The organism is Streptomyces sp. NPDC104371 (assembly GCF_055583785.1).
Map to the genome: position 1 here is coordinate 179,154 of NZ_JBVJNF010000004.1, position 26,575 is coordinate 205,728.

34 protein-coding genes, 4 other RNA genes and 1 pseudogene are annotated in these 26,575 nt (G+C 66.3%); 29 read left to right on the forward strand and 10 right to left on the reverse strand.

What is annotated here, in order from left to right:
- Positions 1-4: 4 nt before the first annotated feature.
- The 27 genes and pseudogenes from ACZ60T_RS14895 to ACZ60T_RS15025 form a co-directional block, all read left to right on the forward strand.
- Entirely contained in the window at positions 5-817 is an 813-nt protein-coding gene (locus ACZ60T_RS14895) for a hypothetical protein (protein ID WP_469666254.1), read from the forward strand.
- 674 nt (positions 818-1,491) lie between these two features.
- Entirely contained in the window at positions 1,492-2,157 is a 666-nt protein-coding gene (locus tag ACZ60T_RS14900; protein WP_469666578.1) for an HNH endonuclease, read from the forward strand.
- Between the two features lie 1,131 nt (positions 2,158-3,288).
- Positions 3,289-3,912 carry a hypothetical protein gene (locus ACZ60T_RS14905; protein ID WP_469666255.1) on the forward strand — a complete coding sequence of 208 codons (624 nt, stop codon included), beginning with the start codon at positions 3,289-3,291 and terminating at the stop codon, positions 3,910-3,912.
- 62 nt (positions 3,913-3,974) lie between these two features.
- Positions 3,975-4,053, forward strand: an RNA gene (locus ACZ60T_RS14910) — hammerhead ribozyme type II.
- 152 nt (positions 4,054-4,205) lie between these two features.
- Positions 4,206-4,748: a hypothetical protein gene (locus tag ACZ60T_RS14915; RefSeq protein WP_469666256.1), complete on the forward strand. Its 543-nt coding sequence runs from the start codon at positions 4,206-4,208 to the stop codon at positions 4,746-4,748.
- A 76-nt stretch (positions 4,749-4,824) separates the two neighbouring features.
- The gene (locus tag ACZ60T_RS14920) at positions 4,825-5,145 is read left to right on the forward strand and encodes a hypothetical protein (RefSeq protein WP_469666257.1); all 321 of its coding nucleotides are present in this window, start codon (positions 4,825-4,827) and stop codon (positions 5,143-5,145) included.
- A 5-nt stretch (positions 5,146-5,150) separates the two neighbouring features.
- Positions 5,151-5,214: hammerhead ribozyme type II (locus tag ACZ60T_RS14925), an RNA gene on the forward strand.
- A gap of 20 nt (positions 5,215-5,234) precedes the next feature.
- Entirely contained in the window at positions 5,235-5,984 is a 750-nt protein-coding gene (locus ACZ60T_RS14930) for a DUF2786 domain-containing protein (protein WP_469666258.1), read from the forward strand.
- 64 nt (positions 5,985-6,048) lie between these two features.
- Entirely contained in the window at positions 6,049-6,294 is a 246-nt protein-coding gene (locus tag ACZ60T_RS14935) for a hypothetical protein (RefSeq protein WP_469666259.1), read from the forward strand.
- The gene (locus ACZ60T_RS14940; protein ID WP_469666261.1) at positions 6,291-6,698 is read left to right on the forward strand and encodes a hypothetical protein; all 408 of its coding nucleotides are present in this window, start codon (positions 6,291-6,293) and stop codon (positions 6,696-6,698) included. Before ACZ60T_RS14935 ends, ACZ60T_RS14940 begins: the two co-directional genes overlap by 4 nt.
- 10 nt (positions 6,699-6,708) lie before the next feature.
- Positions 6,709-6,772: hammerhead ribozyme type II (locus ACZ60T_RS14945), an RNA gene on the forward strand.
- A 17-nt stretch (positions 6,773-6,789) separates the two neighbouring features.
- On the forward strand, positions 6,790-7,338 hold the full coding sequence (locus tag ACZ60T_RS14950) for an antirestriction protein ArdA (protein WP_469666263.1): 549 nt from the start codon (positions 6,790-6,792) through the stop codon (positions 7,336-7,338).
- Positions 7,339-7,390: 52 nt separating this feature from the next.
- Complete coding sequence (locus ACZ60T_RS14955) at positions 7,391-7,684, forward strand: hypothetical protein (RefSeq protein WP_469666265.1); 294 nt, start codon at positions 7,391-7,393, stop codon at positions 7,682-7,684.
- 48 nt (positions 7,685-7,732) lie between these two features.
- An RNA gene (locus tag ACZ60T_RS14960) (hammerhead ribozyme type II) lies at positions 7,733-7,800 on the forward strand.
- A 21-nt stretch (positions 7,801-7,821) separates the two neighbouring features.
- Positions 7,822-8,184 (forward strand): hypothetical protein, encoded by a 363-nt coding sequence (locus ACZ60T_RS14965; RefSeq protein ID WP_469666266.1) that lies wholly within the window; start codon positions 7,822-7,824, stop codon positions 8,182-8,184.
- Positions 8,181-8,354 (forward strand): hypothetical protein, encoded by a 174-nt coding sequence (locus ACZ60T_RS14970; protein ID WP_469666267.1) that lies wholly within the window; start codon positions 8,181-8,183, stop codon positions 8,352-8,354. The genes ACZ60T_RS14965 and ACZ60T_RS14970 overlap by 4 nt, the downstream gene beginning before the upstream one ends.
- Positions 8,354-10,609 carry a DNA cytosine methyltransferase gene (locus ACZ60T_RS14975; RefSeq protein ID WP_469666268.1) on the forward strand — a complete coding sequence of 752 codons (2,256 nt, stop codon included), beginning with the start codon at positions 8,354-8,356 and terminating at the stop codon, positions 10,607-10,609. Before ACZ60T_RS14970 ends, ACZ60T_RS14975 begins: the two co-directional genes overlap by 1 nt.
- Entirely contained in the window at positions 10,606-10,962 is a 357-nt protein-coding gene (locus ACZ60T_RS14980) for a hypothetical protein (protein WP_469666269.1), read from the forward strand. Before ACZ60T_RS14975 ends, ACZ60T_RS14980 begins: the two co-directional genes overlap by 4 nt.
- 17 nt (positions 10,963-10,979) lie before the next feature.
- A complete protein-coding gene (locus tag ACZ60T_RS14985; protein WP_469666270.1) occupies positions 10,980-11,216 on the forward strand; it encodes a hypothetical protein in 237 nt (78 codons plus the stop codon).
- A gap of 20 nt (positions 11,217-11,236) precedes the next feature.
- Positions 11,237-11,794 (forward strand): deoxynucleotide monophosphate kinase family protein, encoded by a 558-nt coding sequence (locus tag ACZ60T_RS14990; RefSeq protein WP_469666271.1) that lies wholly within the window; start codon positions 11,237-11,239, stop codon positions 11,792-11,794.
- A 64-nt stretch (positions 11,795-11,858) separates the two neighbouring features.
- Positions 11,859-12,047 (forward strand): hypothetical protein, encoded by a 189-nt coding sequence (locus tag ACZ60T_RS14995; RefSeq protein WP_469666272.1) that lies wholly within the window; start codon positions 11,859-11,861, stop codon positions 12,045-12,047.
- Positions 12,044-12,472 carry a hypothetical protein gene (locus tag ACZ60T_RS15000; protein WP_469666273.1) on the forward strand — a complete coding sequence of 143 codons (429 nt, stop codon included), beginning with the start codon at positions 12,044-12,046 and terminating at the stop codon, positions 12,470-12,472. Before ACZ60T_RS14995 ends, ACZ60T_RS15000 begins: the two co-directional genes overlap by 4 nt.
- Positions 12,473-12,488: 16 nt before the next feature.
- Positions 12,489-12,725 (forward strand): hypothetical protein, encoded by a 237-nt coding sequence (locus tag ACZ60T_RS15005; RefSeq protein ID WP_469666275.1) that lies wholly within the window; start codon positions 12,489-12,491, stop codon positions 12,723-12,725.
- On the forward strand, positions 12,722-13,021 hold the full coding sequence (locus ACZ60T_RS15010; protein ID WP_469666276.1) for a hypothetical protein: 300 nt from the start codon (positions 12,722-12,724) through the stop codon (positions 13,019-13,021). Before ACZ60T_RS15005 ends, ACZ60T_RS15010 begins: the two co-directional genes overlap by 4 nt.
- Complete coding sequence (locus ACZ60T_RS15015) at positions 13,018-13,185, forward strand: helix-turn-helix domain-containing protein (protein ID WP_469666278.1); 168 nt, start codon at positions 13,018-13,020, stop codon at positions 13,183-13,185. The genes ACZ60T_RS15010 and ACZ60T_RS15015 overlap by 4 nt, the downstream gene beginning before the upstream one ends.
- A gap of 48 nt (positions 13,186-13,233) precedes the next feature.
- Entirely contained in the window at positions 13,234-14,475 is a 1,242-nt protein-coding gene (locus ACZ60T_RS15020) for a tyrosine-type recombinase/integrase (protein WP_469666279.1), read from the forward strand.
- Positions 14,476-14,709: 234 nt separating this feature from the next.
- A pseudogene (locus tag ACZ60T_RS15025) lies at positions 14,710-14,875 on the forward strand (ISAzo13-like element transposase-related protein); the annotation flags it as partial.
- A gap of 565 nt (positions 14,876-15,440) precedes the next feature.
- Here the strand turns inward: ACZ60T_RS15025 and ACZ60T_RS15030 are convergent.
- From ACZ60T_RS15030 to ACZ60T_RS15055, 6 genes are all read right to left on the reverse strand, one after another.
- Positions 15,441-15,665: a hypothetical protein gene (locus tag ACZ60T_RS15030; RefSeq protein ID WP_469666280.1), complete on the reverse strand. Its 225-nt coding sequence runs from the start codon at positions 15,663-15,665 to the stop codon at positions 15,441-15,443.
- A gap of 319 nt (positions 15,666-15,984) precedes the next feature.
- The gene (locus ACZ60T_RS15035) at positions 15,985-16,293 is read right to left on the reverse strand and encodes a pore-forming ESAT-6 family protein (protein ID WP_469666281.1); all 309 of its coding nucleotides are present in this window, start codon (positions 16,291-16,293) and stop codon (positions 15,985-15,987) included.
- Positions 16,294-16,314: 21 nt separating this feature from the next.
- Complete coding sequence (locus ACZ60T_RS15040) at positions 16,315-16,644, reverse strand: hypothetical protein (protein ID WP_469666282.1); 330 nt, start codon at positions 16,642-16,644, stop codon at positions 16,315-16,317.
- Between the two features lie 696 nt (positions 16,645-17,340).
- Positions 17,341-17,817 (reverse strand): hypothetical protein, encoded by a 477-nt coding sequence (locus tag ACZ60T_RS15045; RefSeq protein ID WP_469666283.1) that lies wholly within the window; start codon positions 17,815-17,817, stop codon positions 17,341-17,343.
- Positions 17,801-17,956 carry a DUF397 domain-containing protein gene (locus tag ACZ60T_RS15050; protein WP_469666284.1) on the reverse strand — a complete coding sequence of 52 codons (156 nt, stop codon included), beginning with the start codon at positions 17,954-17,956 and terminating at the stop codon, positions 17,801-17,803. Before ACZ60T_RS15050 ends, ACZ60T_RS15045 begins: the two co-directional genes overlap by 17 nt.
- Before the next feature lie 211 nt (positions 17,957-18,167).
- A complete protein-coding gene (locus ACZ60T_RS15055) occupies positions 18,168-18,314 on the reverse strand; it encodes a hypothetical protein (protein ID WP_469666285.1) in 147 nt (48 codons plus the stop codon).
- 314 nt (positions 18,315-18,628) lie between these two features.
- Here ACZ60T_RS15055 and ACZ60T_RS15060 point away from each other — a divergent pair, with 314 nt between their 5' ends.
- Positions 18,629-20,314 carry an immunity 49 family protein gene (locus ACZ60T_RS15060; protein ID WP_469666286.1) on the forward strand — a complete coding sequence of 562 codons (1,686 nt, stop codon included), beginning with the start codon at positions 18,629-18,631 and terminating at the stop codon, positions 20,312-20,314.
- 172 nt (positions 20,315-20,486) lie between these two features.
- Here ACZ60T_RS15060 and ACZ60T_RS15065 read toward each other — a convergent pair whose 3' ends face one another.
- The 3 genes from ACZ60T_RS15065 to ACZ60T_RS15075 all read right to left on the reverse strand — a co-directional run bounded on the left by ACZ60T_RS15065 (position 20,487) and on the right by ACZ60T_RS15075 (position 22,054).
- Positions 20,487-20,969, reverse strand: a complete 483-nt coding sequence (locus tag ACZ60T_RS15065) for a hypothetical protein (protein WP_365619814.1) — start codon at positions 20,967-20,969, stop codon at positions 20,487-20,489.
- A 238-nt stretch (positions 20,970-21,207) separates the two neighbouring features.
- Entirely contained in the window at positions 21,208-21,495 is a 288-nt protein-coding gene (locus ACZ60T_RS15070) for a hypothetical protein (protein ID WP_469666287.1), read from the reverse strand.
- 31 nt (positions 21,496-21,526) lie between these two features.
- Complete coding sequence (locus ACZ60T_RS15075) at positions 21,527-22,054, reverse strand: hypothetical protein (RefSeq protein WP_469666288.1); 528 nt, start codon at positions 22,052-22,054, stop codon at positions 21,527-21,529.
- A gap of 634 nt (positions 22,055-22,688) precedes the next feature.
- Between ACZ60T_RS15075 and ACZ60T_RS15080 the strand changes: the two genes are divergently transcribed.
- Positions 22,689-24,755 (forward strand): tetratricopeptide repeat protein, encoded by a 2,067-nt coding sequence (locus tag ACZ60T_RS15080; RefSeq protein ID WP_469666290.1) that lies wholly within the window; start codon positions 22,689-22,691, stop codon positions 24,753-24,755.
- 24 nt (positions 24,756-24,779) lie between these two features.
- On the opposite strand, the gene ACZ60T_RS15085 is transcribed toward ACZ60T_RS15080, so the two are convergent.
- Positions 24,780-26,501 carry a hypothetical protein gene (locus ACZ60T_RS15085; protein ID WP_469666291.1) on the reverse strand — a complete coding sequence of 574 codons (1,722 nt, stop codon included), beginning with the start codon at positions 26,499-26,501 and terminating at the stop codon, positions 24,780-24,782.
- Between the last annotated feature and the right edge of the window lie 74 nt (positions 26,502-26,575).

The window sequence follows — 26,575 nt, forward strand, 5'->3', positions numbered from 1 at the left end:
ACTCATGTCTACGTCCATGCACATGCCCTGGTACGCCAAGGTCGTCTTCGTGGCTGGCAGGCCGCTCGTTCTGGTGGCAGCACTGGCCATGTCCGTGCCAGGTGAGATCCAGATGGCACGGGCCGCCGGATGGCACGGCTGGGTCGCCTGGCTCATGCCGGTCTGCGTCTCCACCTACGCCGCCGCAGCCGCTGTCATCGCCGAAGTGCGCCGCCGCATGGCACTGCCAGGCCGGGGCACCGCCATGATCGGCGCTGGCATCGCCCTCGGGCTGGCACTGTCAGCGCAGGTGGTGGCACACCTCATTGAGCAGAACTACATGCACACCTCCGCCGCCCTCGTCGCGCTCGTCTCCGCCGTGCCACCGCTCGTCGTGGCACACATGCTCCACATGGCGGCGACCCCGCCAACCTCCGTGACTGCCACACAGCGCATCGCCGAACTGGAGGAGTCCCTCGTCCTCATGACGGTCGACCTCGCCGAGGCCCTCGACCTCGAAGGCCGCCTCCTCGTGTCCAAGGCGCATGGTGTCAAGAACGCCGTTGAGGGGCTGACAGTGGAGGCGGAGGAGCTGGCGGACGAGGCTGATCAATTCGCGGACGAGCTGACCGGCGATCTGGCAGCGGCCGGGACGGCACAGGACAATCCGCGGCGGCAAGGTCGTGCCAGGAAGGCCGTCCCGCTGGAAGCGGTGAGGGAGACCGTTGCCGCTATGAAGGCCGAGGGGGAGAAGGTTACGGGCCCTGCGCTGGCAGAGCGCCTTGGGTGCTCGGTCCGATCGGGATACCGGTACCTGGGTGAGACCCGAGCGGCATAGGGCTACTGGTTGGTGACCCATAAAACTTGACTCATGGGGGGAAACCCCGAAAGTTATAAGAGTCAACTCGGTACAGTGAGTGCGGGTGGCGTGCTGCATATCCGGGTTTCGGTATGTACTGTCACCCGCCCCGGTGGGGCCGCCTCCTGGCCGAGACGGCCCCAGGACGGGACCTACGCAGGCCCGTTCACAGGGTTCCCGAGTCCGGCTGTGGTCAGCGCAACCACCCTTCCTCGTGAGCCAGCCAGTCAGCTACCAAGCGGCCGGCAAGCGACACGAAAAAGGTGGTGGCGATGTGCCGCAGCCGGGCCCACCCTCTTTCCTCTTTGCGGTGGCGTCCTTGTGCCACTCACGTCCTCCCGTTCTCCTGGAAGTGGCTCTGCCTGATTGACAGCGCCGGGCATGAGGCGGAAGACGTTGCAGCTTTGCGGGGACGCCCACAGGCATGACGATAGACCAACTCCCGTAGGCATTAGGGGAAAACAGGTGTTGCCTCCCTGTTGCTTCCTGCGGCCTGACGAGGCCAACGGCGCCGCACACGTGAGGGCGGCGCCGTTGTCAGTGCCTCCTCGTACGATGCCGCCGGGTTGAACGGCTGAGGGGCGGGGATGGCGGCGACCGGACAAGAAGTGCTGAGGAAAGACCGGGGGAGCCAAGATCTATGGGTGTGGATCATGGTCTTGCTGGCGAACCAGCGCCGCTGTGTGTACTGCAACGAGGCGCAGTCCGAGACGCTTGAGCACGAAGCCCCACTAGCGGGCGACCACGGGCGAGACGTCTGGTGGAATCTCGTGCCGGCCTGCGACCAGTGCAACAGGTGGAAGAGCTGGAAGAGCGCAGCCGAGTGGCAGCGAGACATGAAGTTGCAATACGCCCATCCGGAGATCCGCTTCTTCGCGAGGAACCTGCTTCCCCTCCGCACCGCGGAGGGGATCAAGGACCGCGTGGCCCAGGCGCAGCGGGAGATACAGGACCCTGCTCGACGCCAGTGGTTTCAGCACCACTATGGCCATGAGCGCACCCCTCGACGGCGACCGGAGAAGCACGCCGAAGTCCAGCGCTGTGCAGAAGAGCTGGAGCGCTACCGTTACCCGCCGTGGACATCGGAGGAGATCCGGCCCTCGAAGAACTTCTGTATGCGGGCCCTGTGCTGTGGACATCACCGGAAGGAGGCTTCCCCCGAGTACATCACGCTTGCCAAAGCCGAGCGCGAAGACCTGAAGCACATGGCATACGAGAGAGGTCTCTACCTCGGCGACCTGATTGGCACGTTGTTGAGGCCGGAGATCGAGAAGTGGCGCAAGGATCGACCTGCCGAGAACGACACCCCCGGCTCTTGACCGCTTTGACCTGGGAAGAAGCCGTCCAGCGTCAACCGAGAGCCGTCGTGGAACGACCCTGGAACCGTGGCGGAATCCGAGCTGCTAAACGGGGCGGTCCGAGAATTTTTCCACCGGGGGTCATACCCCCACCCCGTACGGTCGGACCGGGTCTCCGCTACTCTCGCGCGCCGCACACCGACGCACCCCCCCCGCACCCCCCAAGGCGGACAACCGGCCACGATTGCGAGACTTGCGCAGAGTCGCCGACGTGTGCCAAGCTCTGACCCGTCGCCAACACCGACCGGCCGCAAGGCAGGCAGGCAAGGCGGCAGGCGGACAGGCCAACGGGCAAGGCGCACAGCGCAAAGCTCAGGGCTGGACCGCTTCGAGTTCCAGCGAAAGCGAGAACTTGACTAGAACGGGAGCCGCCGACTACGGTGGGGACCACGCCGAACCGGGCAACCGAGAACGGGCCGCACGATGCGGCGCCGCCAACTGCCGGGCAGGGCGGTCAAGTTGAAGTGAATGCGAGAACTTGGCAGACCGGAGAAGATCCGCTAGGGTCGGAACCACCGCAAGGCCGACAGGCCGGGCGGAAATGACCATCACGCCAGCATCCGGGCATCGGGTGCCCCACCCCCGAGGGAGCGGGGGGCCGCTCTGCGAAGCGAGCTGTCGCAGGGAGTACGGCAAGGTCAGCGCGAGAAGCGAAGACCGCAGTGCCCGAGCGCTCCGAGTGCGCCGAACTCGGGCCTGGCTGGGTGACTGGCCAGGGGCGGCCGGACCGAGGCCACCCCGAGAGGGGTTGGTACAGAAAGGCACCGCCCGATCCTTGAGAACTCAACAGTGAACGCGAATATTCGCAGCCATCGAGCCACCTGAAATGCCCATGTGGGGCGGGTGGTTGGCGTCCTGGAATGCCCGTGTGGGGCGGGATGCCTGGCTGTACTGATCGAAGAGACGTGATGGCGCGAGTGCGCCTGACACATTGCAGAACGTGAACGTGGATGCACCCGCCGGGCCTTCGGGTCCGGTGGGGTGCTGCGACTCAAGCGCGCCGGTGTGTGGGCTTGAGTGACAGCACCCCATCAAGAGGTGGGGTGTGCATCGGGGCCGGCCGAGGGGCGACCCCTATCCGATAGGAGACACATGACGAACGCGTTCAAGATGAAGTCCGGCGTGAACCTCGCGAAGGAGACGGATGTGCTGTCCAACCCTGACTTGTGGGAGCAGAACGCCAACCTGCGCAAGCGGCTGTTCGACGTGGCACGAGAGCGTGACCTGTTCGCCGGTGCCGTGGACAACGCCTCGGGCATCGTGGGCGAACTGATCGTGGAGAACCGCGTCCTGAGTGACGCTGCGGAGTTCCTGACCGGCTTGTCCAACTCGCTGAACAGTGACATGGGTGAGCTGATGGACGATCGCGACCACTGGCGCGAGGAGGCCATCAGTGTGCGGGCTGAGTCGAACCGTCTCAAGGGGCAGGTGCGAGAGCAGTTGGCCTCGGTGTTCGAGGATGGCGAGATCGAGCGCGAAGCGGCGGATGAGGTGCTGAAGGCGCTCGGTCTGGACCCGCTTGCGCGGAAGTATCGGACCACGGTGACGGTCGAGGTCACTCTCGAAGGCTTGTGCCGTGAGGGTGGCGAGCCGATCCGGGAGGAAGACGTGCCCGAGCTCCTCGACTTCAAGGTCCGGGGAGACGGTGTGTCGTTCGAAGAGTCGGAGTGCCACGTCGAGGTGGACGACCACGACATGATCGTGGCTTATTTCTAGGCCCGATTGCAAGATCTTAGCTAAGTGGCAGCCCCTGTCATTTTGATGGGGTTGCTGTCCGCAGGCGAAACGCCCCGACCGCCATGGTGTGCGGGGCGTCGTGCCCGGAGTGGTGTCCGGGACCTGATGAGCCAGCCGCTCAACACGAAAGACGAGGCCATATGTGCCGCCAATCCGGAATCTCGAACGAGACGTACCGCGAGTACGCGGAACTGCTCGACGACTCCAACCGTGCTTATCCGTCATGGCGCACTTCCTACTGGGGTGACGAAGACCGTCCGACCCACGTCGAGATGTTCTCCTACGCCGAATACCCGGCCGACCTGGCGGCGAAGTCCAACTTCCGTGTCGCGAAGAGCCTTCTCGAAAGTGTCGCCACCAGAGACGATTACCTGACCGAGATCGACGGCAACCCGAATTGGTACGGAAGCGCCAACGCCCTCTACGTCCAGGTCTATGAGCGCAACAGGAAAAGCAAGGGATACACGGCCGCCTTTCGAGAGGCAGTCGCCTTGGCCGAGTTCGTCAAGCGCGAGTACCCGTTTCTCGACGAGATGGATCACGGTGAACTCGAAGACGAGGTGTTCAACGGGAATCTCGAAGAAGCGATCGATGAAGCCTGCCGATCGTACCCCGAGGACACCGACGCGGATCGCGAGGCAATTACTGAGCACGCTCACGACGACCTCTACGAGCTGAAGTACCAGGAATCCGAAGGTGAGGTCTCTTGGATTCGCACGGCCGAGATCTACGCCGAGCACCGAGACGCCCACTTCTGCGAACTCGCGAACGAGCACTTCAACGCGCCAATCGCCGGACAGCTCCAGTTCGCCTGATTCCCCCTGTTCTGCCGCCTCTCCCGGTGAATCCCCCCTCTGGGAGAGGCGGCCCCTATCGACTCGAAGAGGACACATGACCGAGTGCGACTTCTGCTCCATGCCCATCGCTCGATGGCTGTACGTGCCCCAACTCCGGGCACAGGTAGCCCTCCTGTGCGATAGCGGCGTACTGACTCCGCTCACCAACGATGGCCACTGGCGTGCCTGCGACCTCTGTGCCGACCTTGTCGACACGAACGACATGGAAAGGCTTGTCGCCCGCTCCCTGAGCACCCTGCGCATTCTCGGCGCACCGATGCCCAGTGGAGGTCCGGAGCTTGAGCAACTGGCCACGGTCGTCATGGCCAACTTCGCGACGGTCCTGGCCGGGCAGTCCATCAAGCAGCCGCTTTAGGTGAAAGGCGAAACCCCTTCGGGGGTCGGGGCGGGGGTGGTGCCCGCTTCCTGACGATGCCAGCCGCATCACAAGATCCAGAGGTACACATGCACAGCGACCAGCAGACTCATCCGATGCTCGCCAAGGTCCGCGCGATCCTGGCCAAGGCGGAGGACCCGGCCGCGTCGCCGGAGGAGTCCCAGGTGTACTTCGCCAAGGCCGCCGATCTCATGTCGAAGTACGGCATCGAGCGAGCCATGATCGCGGAGTCCCTGCCGGAGACCGACAAGCCCACGAAGCGTGTCGTGATCGAGAGCGGTTCCTACCTGCTCGACCGCGTGAACCTGCTGATGTCGGTCGTCGATGCGCTCGGCGGCCAGTCCGTTCGGTGGCGGGTCTACGACTGGCGGTCCGGCAAGTACGTACAGAAGGTCGAGATGCACGGCTACGAGTCTGTGCTCGACCGAGCGGAGATGCTCTACACCTCCCTCCTGCTCCAGGCGTTCAACGGCATGAAGAAGGGCCGTCCCCTGCCGGGTGAGCCGACGACCGCCTACCGCAAGACGTGGCTCGCCGGATTCCGCTCCGCCGTTACCGAACGCCTCGGCGTCGCCGAGCGGGCTGCCGTTGACGAGGCGGACCGACAGCTCGGCGGTAAGGCCGAGCTGGTACTCGCCAAGCGCGAGGACACCATCCGGGCCATCTTCAAGGCTGCGCACCCGAAGATCCGCACCGCGCCGAAGCGCCGCCTGACCGGCTCTGGCTGGCATGAGGGCATCGCGGCGGGGGAGCGCGCCGACCTCGGCACGAACACCCGTGTCGGCTCCGGCCGGCGTCAGTCCCTGGCCGCCGTATAACCACCGCTCCGTTCGGGCCGCCCTGGCTCTTGTGGGCGGGGCGGCCCCGTACCCGAAAGACGACATGGACAAGATCAAGGAGACCATCCGGGAGATCCTCAAGATCACCCGTGAGGTCAGCGAGTGGCGCGAGGACTACGACCCCGCCACCGACGAATGGCACACCCTGTGCCACCTGGCCGACATGGCAGAACAGCTCATCTTCGCGCTGCCGGTCGAGATGATTCCCGACGAAGAACTCCGCGTTCCCTCCGACGCCGAGTACGCCACCGTCGATCAGCTTCTGAAGACGCTGGGGGTGGACTGGTGACCTGGCCGTACGACCTCTACATCTGCGACGCCGAGCACGAGAAGCCCGAAGACCACGGTGACGCCTGCGACACCTGGCGGCACGGCGGCACGTGGTTCGACTACGGATTCCGGCACGCCTTCCGAACTGCCGCCCGGCAGACACACTCCTACGTGCGGTCGACCAGCCCGCACACCGGCTTCAAGACCGTGGTGTTCGAACACATCCGGGGCGGCGGCCAGTGCGAGCAGTGCGGCCCGGCAACCGGCAGGCGTGGCCCGTGGAGCCGCTCAGTCACCTTCGAAGGGTTCCTGTGCGCCGAGTGCGCCCGGAGCCTCCAGGCGAACTCCGACCGCATCAGCAAGGACATGGGCGTCACCCGCTGGCGCAGCGTCCGCCCGGTCATCGAAGACGCCGAAATCTAGTCGACCGACAAGGCGAAACCTCCGGAAGGAGGTCGAGGGGCAGTGGTGTGCCCCGCCTGATGAGCCAGCCCACATCGACAGTGAGGACCACATGATCACCCTGGGATGCCTGGACACGCCCCGCGTGTGGATCGGGTGCCTGGCCTGCTACAACGCAGGCCGCCTGGTCGGCGACTGGTACGAGGCCGACGCCGCCGACCTGGTGGACGGCGGCGACCTCCACGGTCGACCGACCGACCATGACGAGCTGTGGGTCATGGACCACGAGAACTTCCTCGGCGTGATCGAGGGGGAATGCTCACCGCATCACGCCGCGAAGATCGCCGAGACCCTGTGCGAGATCCCGCCGTACGAACGCGCGCCCTTCGCCGCGTGGTTCAGCGAGTACGGCGACCGCCGAGGCGACCTGGCCAAGGACCTCGAACACTTCCGGGACGAGTTCCGGGGCCAGCACGACAGCGAGGCCGACTTCGCCCGCGAGCGGGCCGAAGAGCGCCTCACCAGCGAGGAGCAACAGCTCCTGACCCGCTGGCCGTTCAACGGGATCGACTGGGACTGCGCAGCCGTGGAGCTGTTCACCGGCGCCTACTCCTCGATCGACGCACCTGGGGGCGGTGTCTATGTCTTCGACATCGGCTGACCTCGAAACCGCGGCCGGCCTGTATGCCCACGCCTGTGTGGAGTGCAGCGACGTGCCCGAGCTGCTCGACGAAGACCTGACCTGCGCGGCCTGCCGCATCCGAATCCACCTGGGAGCCACCGTCATGAAGAAGACCATCAAGTTCACGGTCGAAGAGATCACGCACGGCGATGTCGAGATCGAGATCGACGTACCCGAGGAGTTCCTCGACGAGGACGGCGAGGTCTCCGACGACGACGCCCTCCGGGACTTCTTGGAGGACAACGAGAACGAGTGGTACGAGCTCGTCCCTGCCTTCTCCGAGATCCAGTCGAAGGAAGTCGTCGAGGTCGTCAACACCTACTGAGGCACAAGCGCCCGACCCCTGCCATGCGAAGCGGCGGGGGTGGGCGCCCGGCGAAACCCGCTGGTGAGGCGGGTCGCGGAGGAGTGGTGTCCTCCGCCTGATGATGCCAGCCAGCATCGCTTCCAAGGATACGCACGATGAGCACTACTCATGGCGCCGTTGGCTTCAACGCCTCGGACGCCCGGTTCTTCGCGAACGACACCTATCACGTTGCCGTCACCTGGGGCGGAGGCCGAGCCGCCGCCCACATTCGACAGGCACAGCCGACCATCCACTTCTCGCACGAGATGAAGTGGGCCCGAAACCCCGAAGGTGTAGACCCGAACGCCCTTCTCGACGAGGTACTCCAGCACGCCCAGCTCGCGGGCCGGACGGAAGCCGCCGATCACCTCGCCGTCCAGGCACTCAGGAACCAGCACGAACCACTCGACTGGTTCTCGCCCGTCGCCATGCCGGCCGGAGACCGTGCCCGCTACGGCCTGCTGGGAGCTGCCGCATGAACAGCCGTAGCCATCTGGGCTGCCCCCGGTGCCGCATATCCCTGTCCGTCCGGCTCAGCGTCCGTGAGTGGGCCGTCTGCAACCTGTGCGGATACGGCGGGCTCTGGTGCGAGTTCATGTTCTGTGACTGCCTCGGCTACGACTGCCTGTTCGACGACGAGGCCGAGTGATGCTCGCCGCCCCCTTCGTCCTCGACACGGCCGGGGCGCTCGGCACGCCCGAGGAGCCGGACCTCGACTTCTTGTCGCCCGAGGAGCTGGAGGAGCTTGCGGCGCCCTGGCCGGTGCGCTGGCTCTTCCCCCCGAAGCCGGAAGAACCCGACCGAGTGGTCAACCTCTTTGCTGGTCCTGGTGGTTGGGATGCCGGAGTGCGCGACGTACTCCAGCACGACCTGGACACCGTGGGTGTCGAGGTGCACAAGGACGCGTCGGCCACCGCCCGCACGGCGGGGTTCAAGCGGATCATCGCCGACGTTCGGTCCCTGGATCCCAAGCACCCGGCACTGCGCTGGGTGAGCGGACTGATCGTCTCGGCTCCCTGCCAATGCTGGACCCCGGCCGGAAAGCGGGCCGGGCTGGAATCACGCAACCAGGACCGTCTCCTGGACGTGTTCACCACGATCTTCGAGGCGACGTTCGGGCACTGGCACGATTCCGGTCCCTGCGAGTGGGAAGACGGCGAGTGCCTCATCTGCGGCCACCCCGACTGGGACGGGTACGCCGGTTTCACTGGCCCCCTGCTCACCCTGGACAAGGCGCGGGCACCGCTGGCGGAGTTGACCGACGAACGGATCGGCCTGATCGCCGAGGTGCTGATCTGGTCGCTCAGCTTGACCGCCCAGTGGGACAACCTTCGCTGGCTCGCCATGGAGCAGAGCTCGTCCCTGCCCGAGACGATCCTCGACGGTATACGTGAAGAGCTGTGGTCGGCGGACTGGTGCAGCGCCGAGTACCGCGTCCTGGACGCTGTGGACTACGGACTCGCCAGCCGCAGGAAGCGCGCCTTCCTCATGGCCGCCAGGCACTCCTACGTCGACATGGCCGCCCTGACGCCGAAGGAACCGATCCCGACCACCACCGCGGCCGAGGCCCTGGGCTGGCCGACCGGTATCCGCGTCAACACCCGAGGCGTCCGCAAGACGGCGGGCGGGAACTGCTGGAGCGCCGACAAGCCCGCCACCGGCATCACCTCGAAGATCCGGGGCTGGTACTGGGAGCACGACAAGGACCGCCGGTTCAGCCTCGACGAGGCCGCGCTACTGGTCGGCTTCCAGCCCGGCTACCCGTGGACCGGCTCCCGGTCGAGTTGCACCCAGCAGATCGGCGATGTGGTCGCCCCACCGATGGGCGGCGTCGTGATCGGCTCCCTCCTCAAGGAGCCATGGGAGCCCAAGCTCCGCACCTACCTCAGCACCATCTACGGCCACCCGGCCGCCCCCTCATCAGCGAAGGAGAGTCACATGAACAGCAAGGCCACCGCCGAGGTGGAGACCGAGTACGGGAAGGTCACCGTCCGCCGCGTGGCGAGTGACGGAGTACCCGAGCGCGAACGCCCGTGGACCACCTCCTACGAGATCACCGGGCCACGCATGAAGGGCCTGATCCACCTCCAGCCGCAATTCACCAACGACGCGGACAAGGGCTTCGAGCTCCTGCCGAGCGACGTCAACGCGTTCGTCAGCTCCGGTAGGTACTCCAACCGGACCGCCCACCTGACCATCAACGGCATCGACCTGGACGAGACGAACCTCTTCCACATCACAAGGCCGGAGGACGCGGAACGGTTCAGCTTCCGCAGGAAGACCGACGACTGGCGCCGCTCGGAGATGTCCGACGCGGGAACCCAGCGGACGCGGGTCGCACTCCGTGCGGTGCTCGAAGTCCACTACGCCGACCCGCTCCACATGTACGACCAGGCCGTCACGTACGCGGAAGAACGCAACCCGAGCCGTACGACGAGGACGCTCCGTGCCATCGAGGAGAAGATCGCCGAGGCCGAGAAGCTGGAGCAGGTGATCGAGGAACTCCGCGAACAGCTCGGCACCCTCGGCGACCTGGAGATACTCGCCGCCGCTCAGCGGCCGGCCGCCCCCACGCCCGTAGAACCGGAGGAGCCTGTCTCCGCGGTCGAGCCGCTGGCGGCGGCCAGCACCGGGACCGTACCGATCGCCGAACTCCAGGCCGGGGAACAGGTAAGAGCCACGGGCAACAACACCATGGGCCGCACCGTGACCCGGACCGGCGTGATTCTGGTCGAACCGAAGCAGGTCACCGTTCAGGACTGGGGGCGGCGCGTAACCAAATGGCGCCTCTACATCGACGAGCCCGGTAGCGCTCCCACCCGCTCGAACTCGGTCACACTGTGGCCCCACGAGACGGCGGAACGGCTCGGTGCCCCTGCGCTCGAACTGGCCACCGCAGCGTGAAGCACGCACTCCGGAAGCGGCCTGAGCAGCGCCTTCAGTGCCTGCGCTGCCGGGCCGCCTTCCTCAACGAAGCCTCCGCCCAGCGCTCGACATTCCCGTGCCCCGGCGAGCCCCTCGTGCACGGACCCCTCGGCCGCCGCGAACACATCCTCTATCCGACGTGGGCCAAGGACCGAAGCTGCGAAGCGTGGGGCTGCCCCGACCCGGACCCATCCCACAACTGGCACGGCCCGGACCCCTACTGCGACGAGCCCGCCTGCGGCACCTGCCTGCACAACTGCGACTGCGACGTGTGCGAAGGCCGCGTGCGAGCGCCGGGTCTCTTCCAGCTCGTCGACAGCCGCGAAGTCTGATCAACCGAAGGAGCCGCATGTCCTCCAAGACCTACCGCCTGCATCTGCCGATGGACTTCGACACGAGGGCGGAGGCACTCGACTGGTTCGACGGCCTACGGCGATCCGGGGCGATACCGGCGGAAGCCGAGCTGTACGAGCCCGATGCGCTCGACAAGGAGCGCCATGGCTACACCGCGCGGGACCTCGTCGTTGCCCGTCTGGGCGACCGCGCCGACCACATGGCCATCCGCAACAAGCGTCCGAAGCGCTGAAAACCGAAAGGTCAAACCTCATGAAGACACCGCTGATCGGCTTCGCGGGCGCCGCCAGGTCCGGCAAGGACACCGCAGCCTCGTTCCTCGTTGAGCGCGGCTGGAACAGGAAGGCGTTCGCCGACCCCGTGCGCGAGATGCTGTACCAGCTCAACCCCTGGCTCCCCGACGACGAGGTGAACGGCTCCTTCCCGCTCGCCGAAGAGGTGGACCGGTACGGGTGGGAGCAGGTGAAGAAGGACAACCCGGTCGTGAGGGAGTACCTCCAGCGGCTCGGCACAGAGGCCGGCCGCCAGGTGCTCGGCGAGACCGTGTGGGTCGACGCCCTGTTCCGGGACTACGACGAGTGGACGGAGCCCACGGTCATCAGCGACGTGCGGTTCCCCAACGAGGCCGCGGCCATCCAGGAACGCGGCGGGCTGGTGGTCGAGATTCGACGGCCGGGACAGACACTGATCGCGGGCTCCGGCCACGTCAGCGAGAACGCCCTCTCCAACTGGGACTTCGACGTGACGGTCCTGAACACCGGCTCCCTGGATGGGCTCCGGGCCAGCGTCGAGGCCATTACTCGGGCCTGATTGCGATACTTGCGCAGGCTGGGCTGATTGCGTAATCTTGACTAAAGAAGGGAGGGAAAACCTCGTGAGCACCACCATCAACAGCCCAGCCGAACTTGACGAGTTGCCCGACGGCTCGGAGTTCGAGGACGCCGAGGGCGACAGCGGCCTGAAGGCGAGCGGGTTCGCCTACCTCGTCCCAGGGTTCGCACAGCCGGTGAGGGCGGACTTCTTCGCCTATCCCGTCTCGGTGAAGGGCCTGGGCGCCGCGTGAGGATCACTCCCCGCAGGGAGGAGATCGACGCGGTGAAGGCACTGCTGGAGGACCCCGGCTTCGACAGCGCCGACCAGATGGCCAAGGCGCTGATCAAGGAAGTCGGGGAGATCCTCCAGATGCGCGACTGGATCGCCCTCGTCCACACCTGGAGTGACGGGAGCCGGGGGCTGAACTTCGCGCCGTTCGGCAACGAAGCCGAAGCCCGGAGCTTCGCCTCGAAGATGGCGTTCGGCGGGGCCGGCCGCCTCGTGAAGCTCAACTCGCCTGGCCTGATGCTCGCCAACCACGACGGCAAGAAGGGCTGGAAGGGCTTCTGCCGGGACGAGCAGTGCGGCCACGCCCCGTTCACCCACTCCGCCGCAAGCGCCGCACGGGGCGCCTGCCAGATACCGACCTGCCCGTGCAACAAGTTCCGCAAGTAGACCAAGGAGTTCAGGCATGACCATCAGGGCCGTGGCGTTCAGCCGCTGCGAGTGCGGCAAGGAGCGCGGGTACGACGACGAGCGGACCGCCGCCAAGGCGCTCGGCAGGGCGCAAGCCAAGCGCGACCGCGTGGGGGAGCGCAAGGGCAACCGCCGCGGGCTCTACCGCGAGAACCGCTTCTACGAGTGCGCGTACGGCATGTACCACCTGACCTCGCTCTCCCGTGCCGAGTACGCCGGGGCCGCCGCTTGAGCCATAGCGAGAAGGCGCTCGCCAATGGATGGGGCTGGGTCCTGGGAGTCAGCGGCCGGGAGTGCCGCCAGTACAGAGGGGGGCGCCGTCCGGACCCGGACTGTGACGACCTCACCCTGATCGCCGAGGCGCTCGGCATCCGGTCGAGACCTGGCCGACCCGACGCGGACACCCTCGACGTGATCCTCACCGCAATCCAGGCCCTGAAGGACGACAAACGGCGGGCTCTTCGGAGCGCGGCCCACGCGCGGGAAGCCGCGAGCGAGTTGACCAGCTTCGGCGGGAGCGGTCTGTGACCAAGCTGCTGACCCTCGACGAAGTGGCGGCCTACCTCGACAAGCCGAGGAGCTGGGTCTACGGCAACTGGCGGCGCGCGGAGATCCCCTTCCGCCGCATCGGCAACCAGCTTCGATGCCGCCCCGCCGATCTTGAGAAGTGGATCGACCGGCAGGCCATCTGACGGCCCCGGCGTCCGCCTACCCCACCACCCAACACCGAAGGGAGAAACATGTCCGTAAGCAAGCGCTGCAAGTGCACCTGCCTCTGTGCCGAGAAGTGCAGACACAAGAATCCGGCGAAGTGCATCTGCTTGAAGCGCTGCGAGTGCGAGCGGGTGAACTGCACGCACGGATGGACGGCCCGCGTCCGAGACGCCAACGGCGAACCGGCCGACATGACGTTCGAGAAGAAGGGCGACGCCCAGGCATACGAGAGGAAGGTGCTCGAAGCCAAGGACAAGGGCGTCGCGGTGCGGCCCAAGCACCTCCGAACGACGTTCTTGACCTACTCGGAGGAGTGGCTCAGCCGCCCCGGCCGGCGTCCGGGCACGCAGGAGTCCTACGAGAGGAACATGCGAAAGCACATACAGCCGAGGTTCGGCGGCATGTTGCTCCACCGCATCGATCCGCTGGACATCCAGAAGTGGGTTGACCACGAGCTCATACCGAAGGGGCTGGCTCCTCGAACCGTCCACCTGATCTACAAGACCCTCCGCGCCTGCGTCAACAGCGCGGTGCGGAAGAGGATCATCCCCTTCACCCCCTGCGTGGACATCGTCCTTCCGGAGATCGTCCGGAAGAGAATCGTTCCTGCAACGCGCGAACAGGTCTGGGCGCTCTACCAGGCCATGCCCGAGCACAGCAGGGCGCTGATCATGCTGGGCGTCGGCTGCGGGCTCAGGTCGGGTGAAGCGTTCGGCCTATGCCGGGACGCCATCGACTTCGAGGCCGGGACGTTGACCGTCAAGCGGCAGGTGATCGTCCACAGCAACAAGAAGGTGGAACTGGTCGACTACAACAAGACGAAGACCTCGCACGGTCGCGAGGTGCCCCTCCCGGCCTTCGCCCACCGTGCCCTGCTGGATCACCTCGACACCCAGTCGGTGTTGGTCGACATGGAAGGGCGCGAGATCCTCTTCCGCTCCTCCAGGGGCAACGTCATCCGCAGGGGCTCCTTCTACAAGACCTTCAAGCGAGCCCTGGCCGTCGCCGGTCTCCCCGACGACTTCCGATTTCACGACCTCCGCCACTCCTTCGCGTCACACGCCTTGGACCAGGGTGTCGCCGAGTCGACCGTCCAGCTCTACATGGGCCACGCCTCCCCGGAGGAGCTTCGGGAGGTGTACCGCCACCAGGTGAAGGGCGCGGCGGCGCGAGACCGGAAGGCTCTGGAGGTGGTGTTCTTTGAGGAGACCGAGGATGTTGAGATCCCGCCCGAGGTGTTCGAGGATGGGGAGTCCGCCGCCGCGTAGCAGTGGCGGCGAACAGCCCCCTTCGCCGGGGTGTGGCGATGACGTGGCGATCGGCAGTTCCCGAACCACGTTTCCGCAGGTGAGAGCCCACGAGTCCACAGTTCCCGGCGTACAGCCCGACTCGTCTGCCGTTGTGGCCCTGACCTGTGGTTTCACCCGGGTCAGGGCCATTTCTTGTCGGGCGGGGATCCCCGCTTCTACCTGCGGGTTCCCACCCGTCCTTGTTGCCCCGCCCCGCAGCTCGGCAAGGCGCCCCCTTATGGGCGTCTACGACCTGGTGGCGAACACCGGCTCGTTCCGCCGCTGGTGGCATGGCCAGGGCCAGGCCGCCTATCCGAAGGCGACACGTCTGCTGATCACCACCGATGCGAGCGGCTCCAACGGCTACCGCACCCGGGCCGTCGGTGACGGCCAGCCAGAACGCGGTGAGCCAGGTGCCTGCGCAGGCAGTTGAGCGTGGGCGGGCCAGTTGCTGCGAGACTGTCAGGCCCTCCGCTCTCAGGCCTCGAACTTGCCTACCCAGGTACGTTCCAGGAGATGCTCCGGAAGACAGTTGGACTCCGCCCCAATAGGCAAGCCAGCACCATAGGCGAGGCATGTAATAGCGAGCAACCGAGGGCTGCCGAGCCGTCAGGTCGTTCGCCAGATTCCGTTTCGCCGATACGCCTTCTCAGCGTCCAGCGCGTCTAGTGCGGCGGGATCGAGGGAAGTGCATGGCTCGGATGAGAGGTGCTCTCGCCATGCCCTTACTCGCACACTCTGGATTCCAAAGTCAAACGCACGGGTCTCATCGGCGATGATCTCACCGCCTCGCTCGTACAGTGTGATCAGCGGCTCGAATGGGTCTTCCAGGTCTGGCAGCTTCAGGTTAGAGTCACGCAATGTCGCCCAACGCAATGCGGCATGGCATGCGTATTCGGTGGAAATGCCGCCTATGTTCTGTTCGATGTATGTCTGGAGTTGTGCTACAGTTCGGGCGGTACCTGCACCGATGGTGCGATGCGCTCGGCGATGTCAAAGAAGGGCCACTTTCGAGTGCCGCCGAGCTCGTTCGCCCAGAGGGCGCCCCGGCGTAGATATTCACTCATTAGCTCAACCCGAGACGGCTCGTGCTTGTAGAAGGCCTCCGCATCGTGCCATTTAATGGCGAACAGGCGTTCCAGCATGCACTCGGCGAATGTCTTACGCATCGTGAATACTGCCACTCCATGGTTGAGGGCTACCGAGGATGTTTCACGTCCGTCCCGGATGCCATGACCGCGGGAGTCGGAGGCTCCCGGTGCGACGCGAGGCTTCCGTTGACGTTGAGGACGTGGCCTTCGTGGGTGAGGTAGACGACCTTGCTGGTGGCGTCGACGTAGGGGATTGACGTGGCAGGGATCTTGGGATCGCATTGCCCGCGTCCGTCATGTTCTTCGCGAAGACGCCGCAATCCGACAGCACACCCCTCATCCCCGTAGACGGCGCGAGTCTCACCTCACGCCGCTCGTGCACGTAACTCCGCTGGTGTCAGCCGATGTTGTTGACCGCGGCCCGTGCCTTGGCGAGGGTGGACTGGGCGGTGCCGTCGTTCTTCTCCAGCGTGGAGCGCACCAACTGGATGATGTCCCGTACCTCGCCTGCCGCCTTGTTCCAGCGGACCTCCTTGCCGTGGTACTCGTCCGAGACCCCGTCGGCCTGATAGTCCGCCATCGCCGTCTTCACCGCACGGTCCCGGTCACCCAGCACCGTCTCCAGACGGCCCACGATGCCCTGCAGACCACCCTGAACCTCCGCCGAGGCACCCGTGTCATACGAACGCCGGTCCGAAGTCGCCATGATGATCAAACCCCCCGTATCTCAGCCGTGAAAGCGGGCCGCGTCGAAGTTCGCGCTGCCCATGTTCTGATGCGCGTTGTCCGACTGCTCCTGATCACCCGTACCGAACGCGCTGTCCATACCCGACTGACCACCCAGGATCGAAGACAACGAACCGTTCAACGCCGCCGTGATCTCATCCGCACGCAACTTGAACGAATCGAACGCCGCCTTCCCCTCACCGTTGAACTTCCCCTCCAACGGCTGCGCCGCAGCGATCAACTGCTGGATCAACGAACCCAGATCATCACTCGACCCACTCGTACTCTTGGCCAACGTCGACAGAGTCGTCGACCCCATGTCGAACTTCATACTCCCCGCACCCCGTCCACCAGCATCAGCCTCTATACCGTCAACTAGGCAATGCCCCTCGCAGCCCTCACAGGTTCCACAGGCATCAGACGTCTATTCGCACAGGCTTACGCAACAGGTGATGCGGGTGCAACGCAACTTCGAGGAAGGGGTCGAAATCACGCCGCAGCCGGCACCCGAACGGTGATCAGCCGCGCAGGCTCACGCTGCCCCAGCCGCGACGCTCTGCCTCCACGACCACCTCTCCCCAGTCGGTCAGAAGGTCCGTGAAGGATTCGAACGTACCGATGCGTCCGCTGGGATCGGAGGCGTGCTCGTCGAACGGGGCCCGAAGTCGATGAATCGGGCGAGTTCCTCGCGCACCCTGGGCTCGACGAAGTCCCGCATGTACTCCCAGCGGATACCTCCCCACACGTGTGGCTTGAACGAGCCACATGTGTTCCGGAAGGCGTGCCTGCCGAACCAGTCCTTACCTGGCTGTGCGGACCACGACCAGCCATGCTCGAAGAGGTCATAGATCGCACCAGAATCGCGGAGCAAGTCGACTGGGACGTTGGAGAGTTGGGTCAGGCGGCCACGCTCCCTGCAGATGATCGCGAGCCAACGCGCTGCCGGGTGTCTTCGGCGAGCAGCGGTTCTCATAGCTACTGCTTTCGCCTGCTGCCGAAGTACGCACCGGCTGGTCTGGAGATGGATCTACGACGGCCAGGCGACCGCGCCGTCGCGCGCGAGCAGCGGCTCGGGCAGGCGCGCTTCGTAGAAGCGGATCCATCCCAGATCGACGCTGCCGTCGAGGCCGTGGTGTCGTTCATCGGCCTTGGTCGCAAGCCAGTTGAGGAGTTGACCTGTGCGGTCGAAGTCGTCCGGGTGGATCTCCTGGCGGCTCGTCAGGGCCCAAGCGTCGTGCCCCCCGCCCTGCTTGCGGAGCAGTACCGAGACGAGGGCGCCCTCCACCTTGTAGCCGGCATCGTGGCAAGCCAGGAGGGGTTCGGGGTGGTCCTCGATGACGATCTCTCCGTCTTCTTCCTCCACGACTACCGGGAACTCGGTCACTATGCCCAGCGTCTCCGGCTGGGGTCCCGCCCCTAGATGCCATCGCAGTTCCGCGAGTTCCTGCTCCGTCAAGTCGTCACGGAGGTCCAGCGCGAGCGTCAGTTCATACAGGTCGGCCATAGTCGCACAGGCTACTGGGGAATCGTTTGCCCGCAGTGTGGGTGATGAACGCCGTCCAGGCGGTGGGGGACAGGGCGACTTGCGTGCCTTCCCGCTGCTTCGAGTCGCGTACGTGGTCGGGACTCTCCGCGAGGTACATCTGCCCGTCTATCCCTACGTAATCCCTTGCCGTAGCGGCACCAACTAGACCGCTACGTTGAGCAGTTGCCTTGCCTTCAACAGGTGGTCAGCAGCGCAGGCCCACGATGCCCCAGCCGCGGCGTTCCGCCTCCGTGACCTGACGTACCGCTGATCGCCGGATGGTGACGGCAAGCCGCGCCCCAACTGGAGCTACTGAGCGGCTCGTTCAATCAGCATGCGGCGGAACGGGGCCGGTCAGGAAGTCCCGCGTCGGCACCCGTGGCGTCCTCAAGGCCGTGCCAGAACAAGACATCTAGGAACCGGTCGAGTGCGTCGCGGATCTCGGGTTCGACGAAGGGTTCGACGAAGTCACGCATGTGGTCCCAGCGGAAACCCGCCCAGACATGCGGCGTGTACGAGCCGTGTCTGCTGTTCCTGAAGACATATCTGCCGAACCAGTCCTCACCCGGCAGTGTGGACCACGACCAGCCATGCTGGGACTAGTCTTCGCTGTATGCCTCGCCGAACGTGGCATCGGTCAGTAGCTCCTCGCGCTCGTCGGGCGCCGCTGCCTCCACGCGTGGCCAGTCCACGATCAGTAGCTCTATGCACACACCCATCGCGCCAATCTAGGACTGGGCCCCGCACAGTCAACTTCGGAGTGTCATAGGCGCCTCGTAGAGTCGATGAGATGAACCCGATGGACACTCCCGACCCCGCCCTGCCGATGTTGACCACCGCGCAGGCGTTACATCTGCGGGCGCTCGTCGCCCCGTACGCGCAGGACGGCCATGACTACCCCCTGACCAACCTGGCGCACATGTGCCGCAACGTGCCGCAGGACCAATGGCCTGACCTCGTCGCCGAGCACTTCGCTCGGCTGCGGCAGGCGGGTAACGGGGACGAGAGTGCCGAGGAACTGCTGCGGGGTGTACACGCCCGGCTGCTGCCCGTCGACTCGTTCACGCCTGAAACGGCCGAGGCCATGCGGTACGCGCGTATGGTGGCCGACGGGCTCGTCTTCGCCTTTGCCCTTGACCAGCCCACCACTGTGCGGATCCTCACCGACAACGACGTGGAGCGAGCGGGGCTCGAGGAGCTGGGGCAGGCGGCGTACACGAACCTGATGCGCGTACCCGTCGTGCACGAGGAAGTGCCGATCGAGGGACGGGCAAGGCTGCACTCGCTGTACGGTGACTCCCCTTTCGTCTCCAGCAAGGCGCTGTATCTGTCCGAAGCGGTCAGGCAGGCCACCGGCGAGCCGCTCCCGGACGCCGGTGCCCTCGTCGCCGTACCGAACCGGCATCTGCTGGTGTATCACCCCATCACCGATGGCACCGTGGTCGATGCCGTCAACGACCTCGGCACATGTGCGTTGGGTGCCTATGAGGACGGTCCGGGGTCGCTGTCCCCGCGGGTCTACTGGTGGTACCGCGGCAGCTTGACGTCGCTCACGGTCATCGATGACGACACACGAACCTTCTCCGTGCAGCCGCCGCCGCATCTGCTCGGGCTGATGAAGGGACTCGTCCGACTGGACGGCGCGGGGCGCCTCGCCGCGAGTAGCGCGGAGAAGTCTCCAGAGGCCAAGGAACTCGTGCGTGACACAGTCGAGTTGATAGCAGGACTTGCTGAGGCCCCCGCGGGGTGGGGTGAGGCCTTCACATCCGCCCTCGCGCTTGCCCACGCTCACTGCGCCGCGGACCCCGAGGCCGCGTACGCCGATACGTGGGGTGCGTGGGCCGCCGCACTGCAACTCGGCTGTGCCCTGTTCACCGGTGGGCAGTCACAGGAGTGCTACGTGGACGAGGACCGCGTCAGCCACCTGCCTGCCACGTCCGCCGAACCACCTGCGGACGCCCGTGCCTGGCTGGATGCCCTCTATCTCGCGATCGTGTGCCGCCAGAGGGACCGGATCGGTCGGCTGTGCGAGGTGCCGTTGGCGACGCTGCGACAGGACGACTCCGTCGACGAGTATGTCCTGCACTGGATCGAGACCCTGCGGATCTATTTCTCCGAGCGTTCCATGGACGACGTCGTGGAGAAGTTGATCGCCACCATGGACACTTCGATGCCCGACGCGGTGACCCACGCGCCGAAGGACTTCGTGAACGGTATCGACTATCAGCCGGTCGCCCTCTTCCACCGCCTGATCGCAGGCGACCACGACGCCTTCAACGAGGCGCTCTCCGAAGCCCTTACGGAGCACGGCGGTTACTGGGGTGAGTCCAGGGCACCGCGCGCCCAGGTGGCCCTCGGGCCGCTCGCGATGGCGAGCCTCGCCTATGACTTCGGGTTCCCGATCGGCGAGAAGCACCCGTACATACCGATGTATCTCCTCAACCGGGAACGGATCGAGACCATCCCCTCGGCGTGAACCGGCGACGCGCCTCCGCCTGAGGTAACTCCCGGTGTGCTTGCTGGAGGCGGTCGCCCGGTGGCAGTGGCGATGGGTGACACCCTGACACCCTGACCCCCGGGCTCCGCCTGCGGCATGAAGTCGGTCGACGGTTCTCGAAGCCTTTGAACATGAACAGGGGCGTCGGGCGCTACGTCGGCGTCTTCGTCGGATGGACCAGAGAGACGACGATCTTCGCCGGTCGTGGTTGCTCGGTGAAGTCGGCATGCCCCCTCACCAACTCGTAGTCGCCCGTTCCACCTGTGACCGCCATCTGGAATCCCGAAGTACCGGCCCTTTGGGTGACCAGTGACTCCAGCGCGATCTGCCCCTTCTTGGGCAGGTCCAGCGCGGCGTGACAGATGTTGGTGTACCCGTTGGGGGCGGTATTGACCGCAGTGATCTTGCAGTAGTACGAGAATTTGCCGTCGCCTACTCGGCGGTTCTTCTCGCTGACTTTCCCGCTGCCCCCGAATTCGTCCCCCGGCTTCTTCGATTTGAACGGATACCCATACATCGCGGTTCCGGTGAACGTCAGGTCCAGCTTCTCTGTGCCGACGTCCTTGGGGGCGGCTGTTCCTGGCGAGGCGGTGGCCGGCACGCCCATCACAGCAAGTGCCGCACTGGCGACCACTCCAACTGTTCTCGATATGTTCACGTTCTGATGCCCTAACCCTTCTGCGAGGGGTTGCAGCCATCACCCTGCCCTGTGACCAGGCGTGATGCGCACGTTCAATATCGAGCCTTGACCCTCACCCTTCGCGAGGCAAGCCGAACGTGCTGAACGTGGGATGCCGCGCTCGTGCGTCAGAGGTCGCGCTCGCCATCTGCGGTCCGGACGACCCGCCCTTCCCGCACCGGACACCTCCGGGTTACTCGGGTGGCATCGGTTGATCAGGGAGGTCATCGAACAGGTAGGCGTACATGGACTGAAGGTATTCGTAAAGGGAGTCTTCCCCAGGGAACTCGATGTCGCTCAGACCCTCATATTCCTCGACGGAGAGGCTTCTGGAATTCAGGAGTTGGGAGAGACCCTCACGTACGTGCAGAACGTAGAACTCGCTGAAGCCGAACAGGGTCGGGCGTAGATATCCACCGGTGCGGTAGGCCATCTCCATGTGGAGGTAGGTCCTGATGAACGTCTCAAGTTGTCTGTTCATCGGCTGGCCGTGCTCATCCTGCTCGCATTCTTCACTTCTCTGCGTCCAGCAGGTCCAGCTCGGTGGGGTCGAGGGAGGTGTACGGCTCGTATGAGAGATGCTCTCGCCATGGATTTATGCGCACGATGCGGATTCCAAAGTTGAACGTGCGGGTTTCATCGAATTCGATCTCACCGCCCCGCTCATACATGGTGATCAGCGGCTCGAACGGGTCCTCCAGGTCAGGTAGTTCCAGGGAGGTTTCGCGCAACGTTGCCCAGTGCAATGCCGCATAACAGGCTCTTTCGGTGGAGATTCCGCCTATGTTGGTTTCGATGTATTCCTGCAATTTGGCGGAATGGTCGGGTCGCACCCGTACTGACGGCGCGATGCACTCCGCGATGTCAAAGAAGGGCCACTTCGGGACGCCGCCGAGCTTGTTCGCCCAGAGTGCCGCACGGCGTAGATACTCTCGCATGAGCCGGGCCCTTGACGGCTCGTGCCTGTTGAAGCCTTCCATGTCCGTCCATTTGATGGCGAACAGGCGTTCCAGCACGCGATCGGCGTGGTTGCTGCTCATTTGAGTGCCGTCACTTCCCTCGTGCGTCTGCCGTGGGTGCACCTTGATCGCGCAGTTCTTGGCCTACGGCGAAGGCTACTGGGCCCGTCGGTGGCGAGTCGGGCTGTTCGTGCGGGTGAGATCTCCCTACGGTTGGTGTCCGGGAGTCCGGTGGGGCTCTGTGGGTGAAGGGGGCTGTGTGGAAGCCGAGTTGCAGGCTCTTGCCGCTTCGGGTGCTACGGCACTGGTCGGGCTGATGGTCTCGGAGGCCTGGGAGCGGGCGCGGGGTGGGCTGGTTCGGTTGTTGCGGCGGCGCGGGGCGGATCACGGTGGTGATGACGAACTGGAGGCGCGACGGGCGGAGTTGAGTCGGGCGCGGGCCGTGGGTGATGCCGATGGCGAGGCGCGGGTTCAAGGGTGGCTCAGGCAGCGGTTGGAAGGGGCCTTCCAGGCCGACCCCGGTACTGCTGAGGAACTCGCCGAGATGCTGGGCGCGTTGGCTCCGGAGGCGTCGCGTACCTTCGTCAACCTCGTCAGCGGTGGCGTGAACTATGGTCCCGCCTTTCAGGGGTCGCACATCCACGGTGGCATCACCTTTCACGTTCAGTCCGCACCACCGTCAGTCGTAACCGGTGTTGCCGCCAAGCCTGATCAAGTGCCCGCGCTCACCGTTCCGTTCAGCAACCGTACGGCCGAACTCGCCGTCCTGGACGGGGCGCTGGGCGAGGGCTCGGGTGGGGGCGGGCATGTCGACGTCGGTGTGCTGGGCGGGCTGCCGGGTGTCGGTAAGACGGCCATGGCCTGGCGGTGGGCGGCAGAGGCGCGGGAGCGCTTCCCGGACGGGCAGTTGTACGTGGACTACGGCGCCCTGCGCGACCAGGCCCCACCGATGACCGGTCCCGGCGGCGACGTCTCCGAGGCCCTGGCCATGTGTCTGAGGGCGCTGGCGGGCGGCGACAGCGGTATCCCGGACTCGTTGGTCGAGCGGACCAATCTCTTCCGGTCGCGCACGGCCGACCTGCGCATCCTGCTGGTTCTTGATGACGTCAGCCAGCCGGGGCAGGTGCGTGCGCTCATCCCCAAGGGACCCGGCAGCGCGGTTCTGGCCACGAGTCAGCGTGTGCTCGTCGAGCTGGCCGCCCAGGACGGTGCCCGGTTGATCTCCGTCAAGCCGTTGGACGCGCACGGCGGGATGGAGCTGCTCAGGAAGCGGTGCGGGGAAGCGGCGGTCGAGGCCGAACCGGAGGCCGCGAAGCGGCTGGTGGAGCTCTGCGGTGGGCTGCCGGTCGCCCTTCAGGTGGTGGCCGCGCGTCTGGTCACCGACGACGGCCTGAGCATGGCGGAACTGGCCGCCGAACTTGAGGACGAGGCCGGTCGGTTGAGCGCCCTGGCCCTGGACGGAGAGGAGTCAGCGGTGTCCGCCGTACTGGGCCCTTCCTACCGGATGCTGCCGCCCGACGCGGCCCGGCTCTACCGGCTGCTCGGCTGGCTGCCCTTCGGGGTCTTCGACGCCGGCGTGGCCGCGGTGGCCGCGGGTGTCGGCACGGGGAGCGCGAAGCGCCTGCTGCGCGCCCTGGTGAAGGCGAGCCTGGTGGAGACCATGAGTGACGGTCGCTATCGCATGCACGACCTGGTCCGCCTGCATGCCCGTGAGCGGGCGGTGGAGGAGGAACCGGCCAGTGAGCAAGCCGCGTTGACGGAACGGGTGGGCACGCACTATCTCGCCCTGACCGCGTTCGCCGACCGGGCGCTCAGGAGAGAGCGGCTGCGGATCGCAGACCTCTCGGATCTGCTGCGCGACGCCGACGACCCCTTCGGCGCGGCCGGTGGGCCCCCGCCGCTGGAATGGCTGGACACCGAGCGTCACGCCATCCTGGCGGTGCTGCGTTCGGTCGTCCGATACGAGCTGTACACCTTGGGCTGGCAACTGGCCGAATCCTTCTCGGTGTTGTTCCTGTACCACCGCTATCTCAGGGCCTGGCGGGAGTCACTCGAACTCGGCATCGAGGCGGCCGAGGCAGCGGTGGCCCGCGCGGACACGCCGGGAGAGCTGGCAGATGCCATGGCCGGAGAGGCCCGGCTGCGCAGCCTGCTGTCCCGGCCGCTGCTGGACCTCGGGGAGACGGACCGCGCGGGAGAGCACCTGGCGCGAGCCGTCACCCTCGCCGAGACGACCGATCGCCTCGATCTACGGGCCTCCGTCCAGGAGTTCCTCGGACGGTACCTGGACATCGTCGAGCCACCCCGGGCCGTCGAGGCGTATCAGCGCGCCCTCGAACTCAACCAGCGGGCCGGAGAGTCCCGCGGTGTCGCGCTCGTCACCTTCTTCCTCGGGTGCGCGCTGGACGCACGAGGGGATCACGCAGAGGCAATGGACCTCCTGCGACGGGCACTTCGGGATCTGGAGGGCCGCGAGGAGCCTGACCGGCGCATGGCCGCCCGGACCAGGGCCGCCCTCGGCGTCGTACACGATCACCTCGGCGACACCGAAGAAGCGATCCGCGAACTGCGCACCGCGGTGGCGGCCCTGGGCGCGGAAGCGAAGTGGATGCAGTACGAGGCACAGGCCCGGGAGCAGTTGGCCGACATCGCCCAAAGAGCGGGCGGTAACGCGGAGTTGGTGCGCGCCTGCCTCAGCCGGGCCGCCGACATCCACGAGGCGCTCGGCAACCGGTCCCGCACGGAGGAGTTGCGTCGGCGGGTGCGGAGCCTCGACCGCTGAGGCCTTGGCCGGGTCGGGGGCCGCTCAGCCGCGCGACGGGGTGGGGCGAAGACGGAGGACGACGTCCTCGTCCCCGATGCCGCCGATGTCCCCGGTGTCGTCGATGCTGCCGATGTCACCTGTCCGTAGGGTCACTTGGGCGTCGTCCAGCTCAAGTCCCGTACACAGGAGGGCGTGGACGACGGCCGCGGGAAGTCCCGGATCCGTGCCTCGGCCCGTGACCGTGGCCTCCACGACCCGGCCGTCCCGCAGCCCGACCAGACAGCCACCCCCGCGCACCGCCGACGTCGCGAGCAGACTCCCCGGCAGCCGGGTGAGGGTGTCCTCGATCCAGCGCAGCGCTCCCGTCGTCGTGGGAGCGGGCCGGGGTCGGACGACGACCGAGGCGCTCTCGGTCAGCCGGGGGTCGCGTTCGTCGTCCGCGCAGGCCAGGTGTGTGAAGCGGGTGGGGGAGTCCGGAGGCGTCGGGCCGTACGCGCTGACGGTCGCCGGGATGCGGCGCACGGTGACGGTGGGCGCCTCGTCGTCCCCGGTGACGTCGGTCGTCACCTGCCACGAGGTGACCGGCGCGCCGGGCGGATCCGGAACCGGGAGCACCGGAGAGATCGGTGGCGCGGTGCGCGGTTCCGGGAGCTTCAGCAACTCGTAGACGGCGGTGCGGAGTCGAGCGAGAGCGTGGCCGGGCTCAGCGAAGGCCCGCGCCGCGATCGTGGCGTAGGGCTCGGGGGCGTGCGCGCGTACGGCATCCTCCACCTGTCGGCGCAGGTCTCCGCGAGGATCCAGCCGGGGCGCGACGGCCGCCAGGTCATGACCGGCTGTCCCGGGCACGGCGTCCGCGCCGAACGCGGCCAGCAGCAAGGGCGTACCGGCCGACGCGCCGTACAGCGTCACCGAGCCATGGTCGCCCACCACGACATCCGCGGCGACGAGCGCGGGCCGCCAGGCGTGGACGGTCGGCATCAGCAGGAGCCCCGCGTCGAGAGCGGCGGCCTGATGCGTACGGAGCTGCCAACTCCCGTGGGCGGACCACACGTTGGGGTGCACGATCGCACCCACCCGGTACTCGTCGCAGGGGAGGTGGGCCAGCAGGCGGGCGACGAGGTCGGGGTGACGTCCGAGGAGTGAACTGGGCCCCCAGGTCGAGCTGACCATGACCAGCCGCTGATGTGCGGCCACGCCCAGCGCCTCGCGGTAGGCCTGCCGGTGCGTGCGGCCGGCGGCCAGTTCGTCGATGCACGGGTCGCCGACCAGCAGGGTGCGCCCGGCCGCCTTCGGGTGGGTGGCGAGCAGCTGCTCCTCCTGCGCCGGATGCGAGATCGCCAGCCAGGCGCGCCCCGACTCCAGCAAGGAGTCCGATACGACCCCGGAGAGCCGCTCGCGCCGGCTGCGCGAGTCCGGTACGTGCTTCTGGAAGCCGATGCCATGGGGCAGCACCAGCACGGGGCAGTCGCCCTCCGGTACGTCGATGTTCTCGCTGGCGGAGAGGATCAGGTCGGGGGTGATGCTCCCCAACTGCTCCCAGGGGGCCACCCGGCACCCGGCGCTGTGGAGGAGGTCGAGGACGCCGGAGTTGAACGCGGACGTGGGGTCGTAGGCGAAGACGACGCTCACTCGGGTGTCGTCGCGTACGAGTGAGGGCAGCGTCTCGAGGACCCGTACGGTCGAGGTGACCGTACGGGCGGCGACGACGAGGGTGCGTTCGCCGGGGAAGGTGCGCCAGCGGTGGGCGTCGTGCCCTATGGGCACGCGGAGCGGCCGACTATCGAACAAGGCGACCGCCCCTGACCAACCCGCGTTTACCGCCGGTCAGTTGCTCGCGG